General features: G+C 69.9%; 7 protein-coding genes. 2 read left to right on the top strand and 5 right to left on the bottom strand.

Annotation, left to right across the window (positions count from 1 at the left end; translation table 11 throughout):
- Positions 1–1497: M20/M25/M40 family metallo-hydrolase (locus D7X32_RS28640; RefSeq protein ID WP_208752564.1), on the top strand; the 1497-nt coding region annotated here is incomplete at its 5' end.
- Between the two features lie 18 nt (positions 1498–1515).
- Here the strand turns inward: D7X32_RS28640 and D7X32_RS28635 are convergent.
- The 4 genes from D7X32_RS28635 to D7X32_RS28620 all read right to left on the bottom strand — a co-directional run bounded on the left by D7X32_RS28635 (position 1516) and on the right by D7X32_RS28620 (position 4966).
- The gene (locus tag D7X32_RS28635; RefSeq protein ID WP_147450310.1) at positions 1516–2052 is read right to left on the bottom strand and encodes a hypothetical protein; all 537 of its coding nucleotides are present in this window, start codon (positions 2050–2052) and stop codon (positions 1516–1518) included.
- Between the two features lie 11 nt (positions 2053–2063).
- Positions 2064–2285 (bottom strand): hypothetical protein, encoded by a 222-nt coding sequence (locus tag D7X32_RS28630; RefSeq protein ID WP_120605736.1) that lies wholly within the window; start codon positions 2283–2285, stop codon positions 2064–2066.
- Positions 2286–2418: 133 nt separating this feature from the next.
- On the bottom strand, positions 2419–2616 hold the full coding sequence (locus D7X32_RS28625) for a hypothetical protein (RefSeq protein ID WP_120605735.1): 198 nt from the start codon (positions 2614–2616) through the stop codon (positions 2419–2421).
- Between the two features lie 271 nt (positions 2617–2887).
- Positions 2888–4966 (bottom strand): sodium-translocating pyrophosphatase, encoded by a 2079-nt coding sequence (locus tag D7X32_RS28620; protein ID WP_120605734.1) that lies wholly within the window; start codon positions 4964–4966, stop codon positions 2888–2890.
- 1201 nt (positions 4967–6167) lie between these two features.
- Here D7X32_RS28620 and D7X32_RS28610 point away from each other — a divergent pair.
- A complete protein-coding gene (locus tag D7X32_RS28610) occupies positions 6168–7499 on the top strand; it encodes a sigma-54-dependent transcriptional regulator (RefSeq protein ID WP_244239235.1) in 1332 nt (443 codons plus the stop codon).
- Between the two features lie 21 nt (positions 7500–7520).
- On the opposite strand, the gene D7X32_RS28605 is transcribed toward D7X32_RS28610, so the two are convergent.
- Positions 7521–8357: an amidohydrolase family protein gene (locus D7X32_RS28605; RefSeq protein ID WP_120605731.1), complete on the bottom strand. Its 837-nt coding sequence runs from the start codon at positions 8355–8357 to the stop codon at positions 7521–7523.
- Positions 8358–8367 lie beyond the last annotated feature (10 nt).

The following is an 8367-nucleotide window of genomic DNA, read 5'->3' as shown; positions in this document are numbered from 1 at the left end:
GCGCTGTCCCTCGCCCTGGCCCTCCCGGCACCCTCCCGGGCAGACACGCCCCTGCCTTCCGCGAGTGAGCGCGAAGCCGCGCTGCTCGTGGGAAGCGTGCTGGGCGGCACCCCCATGATCGAGGACCTGCGCTCGCTGGTGGACGAGGTGGGCGGAAGGGCCACGGGCTCCGAAGCCAACAACCGCTCCGTGGAATGGGCGCTGCAACGCTTCCGCGCCGCGGGCGTGACGGCGCGCGCGGAGCCCTTCCCCATGCCCGCGCTGTGGCTGGAGCGCGGCGCCACCGCCTCCGTGCAGGGCCCGGGCGTGCGCTTCGCCCCGCGCGTGGCCGCGATGCCCTTCTCCGCCGTCACGCCCAAGGGCGGCTCCACCGCGCCGCTGCTGGACGCGGGACGCGGCACCGAGGCGGACTTCCAGCGGTTGGGCGCGAAGGCACGCGGCGCCTTCCTGTTGGTGGAGACGGATGAGCTCAAGGACGTCGACGGGCTGTTCCGCGAGTACGACGTGGCGGCGCAGATCGAGTCGCGCGCGTTCGCCGCGGGCGTGGCCGGCGTCGTCTACATGGGCAGCCGGCCTGGCAATCAGCTCTACCGGCACAGCGTCTCGGTGGGCCCCAGGAACACCCGTCCCATGATGGTGATGGAGCGCGACGGCGCGAAGCGCGCGCTGCGGCTGCTGCGCGCCAACACGGCCCTGAGCCTCACCGCGGCGTTGGACCTGCGGACGGGCGGCCCCTACACCTCACGCAACGTCATCGGCGAGATTCGCGGCACCACGCATCCCGACGAGGTCGTCGTGCTGGGAGCGCACCTGGACAGCTGGGACCTGGGCGGCGGCGCGCTCGACAACGGCGCCAACGTCGCGATGCTGCTCGACCTCGCGAGGCAGATGCAGCGTCTGGGATTGAAGCCCGCGCGCACCCTGCGCTTCGCGCTGTGGAACGGCGAGGAACAGGGCATGTACGGCTCGGCCGGCTACACGCGCACGCACGCGGTGGAGTTGGACAAGCACACCCTGGCGTTGTCGGTGGACATCGGCTGCGGGCGCATCACCGGCTTCTACACCAATGGCCGTTCCGCGCTGGTGCCGCTGGTGGACCGGGCGCTGAAGCCGGTGGCCGGCCTGGGGCCCTTCACGCAGGTGGACGTGCCGGTGGTGGGCACGGACAACTTCGACTTCATGATGCACGGCGTGGCCAACCTCATCGCCAACCAGGAACCCGCCACGTACGGGCCCAACTACCACGCGCGCTCGGATGAGTTCGAGCAGTGCGACGCGCGCACGCTGCGCACCAACGCGGCGGTGGTGGGCGCGCTCGCTTGGGGCTTCGCGACCATGGACGAGAAGCTGCCCCGCCAGAGCCGCGCTGAGGTGGACACGCTCGTGCGGGACACCGACCTGGGCCAGCAGATGAAGTCCTTCAACGTCTGGGAGGAGTGGGCCGACGGCACCCGGGGACACCCCCTGGAGGGCAAGCCCACTCCGCCCCTGCGATGAAGCGGGCCACCCCGCCGGCTACTGCTGGCGGATGTACACGGCGTTGATGCGGTTGTTCCCCGCGCCCGGAGCGCTCTTCACCGTGAGGCGTCCGTCCAGCACCGCGACGCGCGCGATGCCGGTGGTGTAGCCGTACCCGGTGGGCATGCCGCTGAGCACCACCGTGTCCTCCGCCTGGATGCGGTAGGCGCCCACGTAGTTGAACGGCTCACCGGCCAGCATGCTCACCTCATAGACGCCGTTGGGCACGGCGATCTCCCAGATGCGCTCGCCACCCTGCTGCATGCGCGCGTGGCGCTGCGCGACGATGTCCACGTCATGGCCCGCGTCCACCATGTTGGCCGTGTTTTCCACGTTCCACCCGTAGGTGAAGCCGAACTGCCGCGCGCCGTAGACGAGCCCGTTGTCCGGCAGGTAGCCGAAGTTCTCCAGCGGCGGGTTGGAAGCGGGCTGGAAGTTGATGTCGATGCCGAACTTCCGCTTCACCTCCAGGAACGCGAGCTTGTTGTTCACGGCCGGGCTGCTGCCGCGCACCGTGAGCCTGCCGTCACTCACGTCCACCAGCTTCACCGCTTCGAAGAAGTGCTGATCCGCGGTCGGCGTGCCGCGCTGCCGTACACCTGGCCGGAGTCCGCCACGAAGCCCGCCGGCACCGGTGCGTTCGCGGGCTGGAAGTTCACCCGCAGCTCGAACGGCGCGAACGGCGAAAAGGGACCGGGGGCCTGGGCCTGGGCAGGCGCGGACGCCAGGCCCAACACCGCGGCGGCGGACAGCAGGAAATGCTTCATCGGAAACCTCGGAGGCAAAGTGGGAATCGCGGCTTAGCGCGATTTCCCCCAGGCCTCCGTACGGTTTCGCCTGACCTGCCTCCACGGGGGCCTGCTCCCCGGGTGGCCTACCAGGGGGCCGGACACGCCTCCGTCAAAGCGACGGCTGCTCCTGCTGCATCCGGGCCTCCACCTGGCGCTGGAGCGCCTGGAGGCGTTCGAGCCGTTCCCTCAGCTCGCTGCGCAGGTCGCGCACGTCGGTGTGGAGGACCTCGTCATGCAGCCCCTCGATGCTTTCGGCCAGACAGGCATGGAGGAGGTCGATCTGCTGGGGGGAGAGCTCCAGGACCATGAGACACCTCACTGTCAGAGGAACAGCGGTGGCACTCCTCCCCCACACACCCGAGGGAGCGGGTGCGAGCGCGCGCGCGTCAGGCCCGTGAAGGCCGAGGCTGCTGCTGCTCCTGTGGCCTGGCGCGCAGGCAGTCGCGGAACACCAAGAAGTGTAAGCACGCGCTCGCCCACCGCCCCATGGCCCTGCCCGACATCGACCGGCCGGGTGTCCGGTCTTCTACACCCCGGGTGCGGCGCCTTGAGCCCCGGCGCCGCACCCAGGGTACGGCCTACCGCAGCGCGATGAGCGAGGCCACGAGCAGCGACACGACGCTCATGACCTTGATCAGGATGGCCACGCCCGGGCCGGAGGTGTCCTTGAAGGGGTCGCCCACCATGTCGCCGACGACGGCGGCCTTGTGGACCGCCGAGCCCTTGGCGTGGCCCGGCAGCTTGCCCTTCTCGATGAACTTCTTGGCGTTGTCCCACGCACCGCCCGCGTTGGCCATGTAGAGGGCCATGGTCGCACCGACGACGAGCGAACCGGCGAGGAGGCCCGCCAGCGCGAGGGGCCCCAGCACGTAGCCCACCAGGGGCGGGGCGACGATGGCGATGAGGCCCGGGAAGATCATCTCGCGCAGGGCGCTCTTGGTGGCGATGTCGACGATCTTCGTGGGATCCGGCTCGGCCTTGAGCTCCATCAGGCCGGGAATCTCACGGAACTGGCGGCCAATCTCCTCGACGATGGCGCCCGCCGCGCGGCCCACGGCGAGCATCGTGGAAGCGCCCACCAGGAACGGGAGGATGGAGCCCAGCAGCAGGCCCACGATGACGTTCGGGTTGGTCAGCTCCAGGCTCATCTCCGCCAGGCCGGCGGCGACGCGCGCGTGGTTGACCTCCAGGTTGAACGCGGAGAAGAGCGCGATGACGGTGAGCGTCGCGGAGCCGATGGCGAAGCCCTTGCCGATGGCCGCCGTGGTGTTGCCCACCGCGTCCAGCTCGTCGGTGATGGCGCGCACTTCGGGGCCCAGGCCGGACATCTCGGAGATGCCGCCCGCGTTGTCGGAGATGGGGCCGTACGCGTCCACCGTCATCACGACGGCGGTGCCGCCCAGCATGCCCACCGCCGACAGCGCGATGCCGTACAGGCCGAGCGCGCGGTCCGCGATGTAGGCCACCAGGGCGATGGTCGCCATGGAGATGCCCACGCTCTCCATGCCCACGGCGAGGCCGCGGATGAGGTTGGTGCCCGCGCCCGTGACGGAGGCCTCCGCGATGCGCTGCACCGGCGTGGAGGAGGTGTAGTAGTCCGTGACGAGGCCGATGATGGCACCGCCGAAGGCGCCCGCGGCCAGCGCCACCGTGATGGACTGGGAGAGGCCGAACACGTTCATCATCACGAACGACAGGCCCACCAGGATGACGGGGGGCATGATGAGCGCGCTGCGCAGGACCTGCGCGGGGTTCATGTGCTTGAGCGCGCGAGCGATGAAGATGCTCACCAGGCTGACCACCAGGCCCACCGCGGACAGCACGAGCGGGAGGATGACGCCCGCGACCTTCGCGGTGCCCGTCGCCGAGCCGTCCACCACGAGGCGGGACAGCTCCGTCGCGTTGGCGGTCAGCGCGATGGCCATCGCGGCGACGATGGCGGCGACCATGGACTCGTAGATGTCCGCGCCCATGCCGGCCACGTCGCCCACGTTGTCACCCACGTTGTCGGCGATGACGCCGGGGTTGCGCGGATCGTCCTCGGGGATGTTCTCGATGACCTTGCCGGCGATGTCGGAGCCCACGTCGGCGGCCTTGGTGTAGATGCCGCCGCCCACGCGCGCGAAGAGCGCGATGGAGCTGGCGCCCACGGCGAACGAGTGGAGGATGGGGGAGAGCTCCGGGCTGGACCGGAAGAAGTAGTAGACGACGCCCATGCCGATGAGGCCCAGGCCGGCGACGGCGAGGCCCATCACGGCGCCACCGTCCAGCGCGACCAGCAGCGCGTTCGGCTTGGAGCCGCCGCGCGCGGCCTGCGCGGTGCGCACGTTCGCGAAGGTCGCGGCCTTCATGCCGATGTAGCCCGCGAGCAGCGACAGGAACGCGCCCGCCACGAAGCTCGCGCTCGCGACCGGGCCCAGCGCCAGGCCGATGATCACCGCGACGACCACGCAGTAGATGGCCAGCACCTTGTACTCGCGGACGAGGAACGCCATCGCGCCTTCGCGGATGTAACCCGCGATGCGGTTCATCGTCGCGTCACCGTCTGGGAGCGCCTTGACCCGGAAGTAGAAGAACGCAGAGAAGAGCAGGCCCACGGCGCCGATGACGCCCGGTGCGATTGCCCAGAAATTCGACTCGAGACTCGACAACTCCATCCGTTCCTCCAGAGCAGTCCCGGGGGCCTCTGACCGCTCGCCCTGCGGATCGCTCGCGTGCCGCGCGAAATGTGCGGAGGGCCTATACGTGATTTCAGGGCAAGCTGGGAGCCTCGGCGCGGATCCGCAGCACGGCGGGCCCGGCCGGGGCCGCCCGCGAGGAAGCGGCCCCCGGGCGCCGGGCACGACCAGAGGGGACGGTTCAGGGGTCGAAGTGCCCGGATTCACTGGTGATTCACGGGTGCTGAGGCAGCACTGACGCACTGGGACTGCCTACCCGGACTGGCGGATGCCCCTCCTCCCCGGGTTCGCCCCCAGTGAGGGACGCCAGCGACTTGGAGCCGGAAGCCAGTGAGTCCCTCCGGTTTCCAGCCACAGCGGCACGCCGGTTCGCGGCCGGAGAAAACCCGGGGGCACCGTTCACCGGCGCAGGCAGCGTTCGCACCTTGAATCACCTTGGGAATCGGCGGCGTTGTCGCGGGCCTGCGTCGTGCCACGCGGACCCGCTCCACCGATCGCTGATGAGGAGGCCCGCGAAGTCCTCCCCCAGCAGGGCCCGCGCCACCGTGCCGCATGCCATGCGCTCCACTGCGTGGCTGCGGGACTCGGTGACAATGGCCCAAAGCGGCGGCACCTCCACCACCTGGTGCCAGCGCGGCTCGCAATCCCTGCCCGGCAGTCCCTTCAAGCAGGCACCCGCCGGTGAACGGCTACCGGATCCTGTCCTCAGCAGTGTCCCAAGAGTTGGCCAGGAGCCTCTGCGATTGGCCCACTTCGCCATGCATCTGTTTCGTGGCGGAGCTTGTCTGGTGTGGGGATGCGACGATTTCCCAGACAAGACGTGAGCAAATGGGAGTCTTCAGATCGACCCGGATTCCCCCAGCGAACAGCGCTCACCAGCAAGGTCATCCTCCGCGAGATTGAACGGAAGGCTGGTCCCCTGGGGGCAGGCGACGGAGTGGCCTGTGCGGTGGCTGAACCCGACGCGGATGGCCTGTCCACGAGGCGGCACGCCCTCCGTATTCCAGTCGATGCCTGACGAGGTGTACATCCACGGGTGGGCCTTGGAATGGCAATGTTGATGGCGGGTGGGGGGCCGTCCAGTGCCAGTGAAGACAATCCAAGAAGGTGGAGTCCATCCACTTCCATCCCGGGTCATCGGGCCTGGCGCGGGGGCAACATGAAAGCCTGGATCCGTTTCATGGGGCGTGACGCCGCCCAGCTCCGCCCGACTGTCCTGGAGGCCCTCCAGGGTGTGGGCATCGAGTGGGTGGTGTGTGGCGCGCAAGCCCCCGCTGGCCTCGGGGTGCTCGTCTTCAATGAGGTGGATACGTCCACGCTGGACGCCGTGCGCGACAGCCGGATGAACACCATGACGCGGGTACTGGCAGTGGCCACGACCAGCCAGGGGCTCGCGGCGGGGGCGTGCTGGCGGTTGCTCCAGGCAGGGGCCTCGGATGCGCTCGTCTGGGAGGGTTCGCGCGACGCCGCGGCGGAGATCGCCGCGCGGTTGGAGCGCTGGCACGCGGTGGATCGGATCATCGAGTCGCCCGCCGTGCAACGGCGGCTGGTGGGCCGGGCGCCCTCGTGGCTCCCGGTGCTGCGGCAGCTGGTCGAGGTGGCCGCGTTCACCGACGCCTCGGTGCTGCTGCTCGGGGAGAGCGGCACCGGCAAGGAGGAGGTGGCGCGGCTCATCCATGAACTGGACCGGCGCCCAAACAGGCGGGACTTGGTGACGCTGGACTGCACGACGGTGGTGCCGGAGCTGTCCGGCAGCGAGTTCTTCGGCCACGAGCGGGGCTCCTTCACGGGGGCCGCGAACGCACGCGACGGGGCCTTCGCCCTGGCGGATGGCGGGACGTTGTTCCTGGACGAGGTGGGGGACCTGCCTCTGGCCCTCCAGGCGCAGTTGCTGCGGGTGGTACAGGAGCGTCTGTACAAGCGCGTGGGGGCCAATGCCTGGCAGCAAACGGACTTCCGGCTCGTCTGCGCCACCAACCGCGAGCTGTCCGAGCAGGTCACCCAGGGAGGGTTCCGCCGCGACTTCTTCCACCGCATCCTGAGCTGGATGTGCCGGCTGCCGCCCCTGCGCGAGCGCCCGGAGGACATCCTCCCCCTGGCCCAGCACTTCCTCCGGACCCTGCGGCCCGACATGGAGCTCGAGCTGGATCCCCATGTGCGCGAGTACCTCCTCATGCGCGAGTACCCGGGCAACATCCGCGAACTGCGTCAGCTCATTGGGCGCATCTGCAAGCGGCACGTGGGCTCCGGGCCCATCACCGTGGGCGACATTCCGCCCGATGACCGCCCCTCCTCCGAAGGGCCCGGGGACTGGAGGGACGTCTCGTTCGCACAGGCCATCCAGCGCGCGCTGTCGCTCGGGGCGGGGCTCAAGGAGATTGGCCGGAGCGCTTCGGACACGGCGATCCGGTTGGTCCTCGCCGAGGAGCAGGGCAACCTCCAGCGCGCCGCCCGGAGGCTGGGCGTCACGGATCGCGCGCTCCAGCTCCGCCGGGCCCAGCACGACGAATAGCCACACTCCGGAGCCGCCGACTCAGCACCCGCCCTGCCGGAGGTCCTCGGGAGGCCAGGGGTCTCGCACTTCCGCCTCTTCCGCGGGGGCCGGTCCCTTCCCGCGAGTCACCCGCCCCATCGGCTTCTGGCGGCGAGAGCCCATCAATCGCAGCAGGTTGCCTCCCAGCACGAGCCGCTCGTCCTCCGGGGACAGCTCCAGCGCGCGCACCTTGGCCAGCTCCACCCCCGGGTGCAGCCACGGTCCATCCGAGCCGAAGAGCAGCTTGTGCGCTCCGGCCCGCGCCACCGCCTCCACCAGCAGGTCGAAGCGGCGCACCCCCGCGGTGTCGGCGTGGACGTTGGGCAGACGTGAGAGCGGATCCAACAGTGCGCGCTGCGCCCGCCAGTCATCCGCGAAGCTGCCCAGGTGCGGGATGATGAAGCACACCTCCGGATATTCGGTGGCGATCAACTCCACGCCGGAGATCTCTCCCATCACGTCGTAGAGGACGGGCAGCCCGAAGGCCCGGGCCACCTCGCACACCTCCCGGGTGATGCGCGCGTCGTAGCGGTGGACCTTGATGCCCCGGAAGCCGTAGCGCTGGACCGCCTCCTGGACCCGTTCGAAGACGTGACCGCGGTCCCTCACGGCATGCACGAAGACGAAGCCGTAGAAGCGCTCCGGGTGGCGCTTCACGAGGAGGGCCACCTGGCGGTTCGCCGTCGCGTAGTCGGAGTGGAAGGTGGAGAGCAGCACGGTGCGGGAGATGCCCGCGGCGGATGCACGCCGCAGGTAGTCCTCCAGCGGCGCGGACGTGTCCCAGGGGCCGGTGAGCCCGTCGCCCTTCCCGGCGTGGCAATGGCAGTCGATGATCATCCGGATCCGC

Origin of the sequence: Corallococcus carmarthensis, assembly GCF_003611695.1 — a bacterium.
Classification (GTDB): domain Bacteria; phylum Myxococcota; class Myxococcia; order Myxococcales; family Myxococcaceae; genus Corallococcus; species Corallococcus carmarthensis.
Note: the sequence above shows the minus strand (reverse complement) of the source record. Positions and strands in the feature narration are given on the sequence as shown.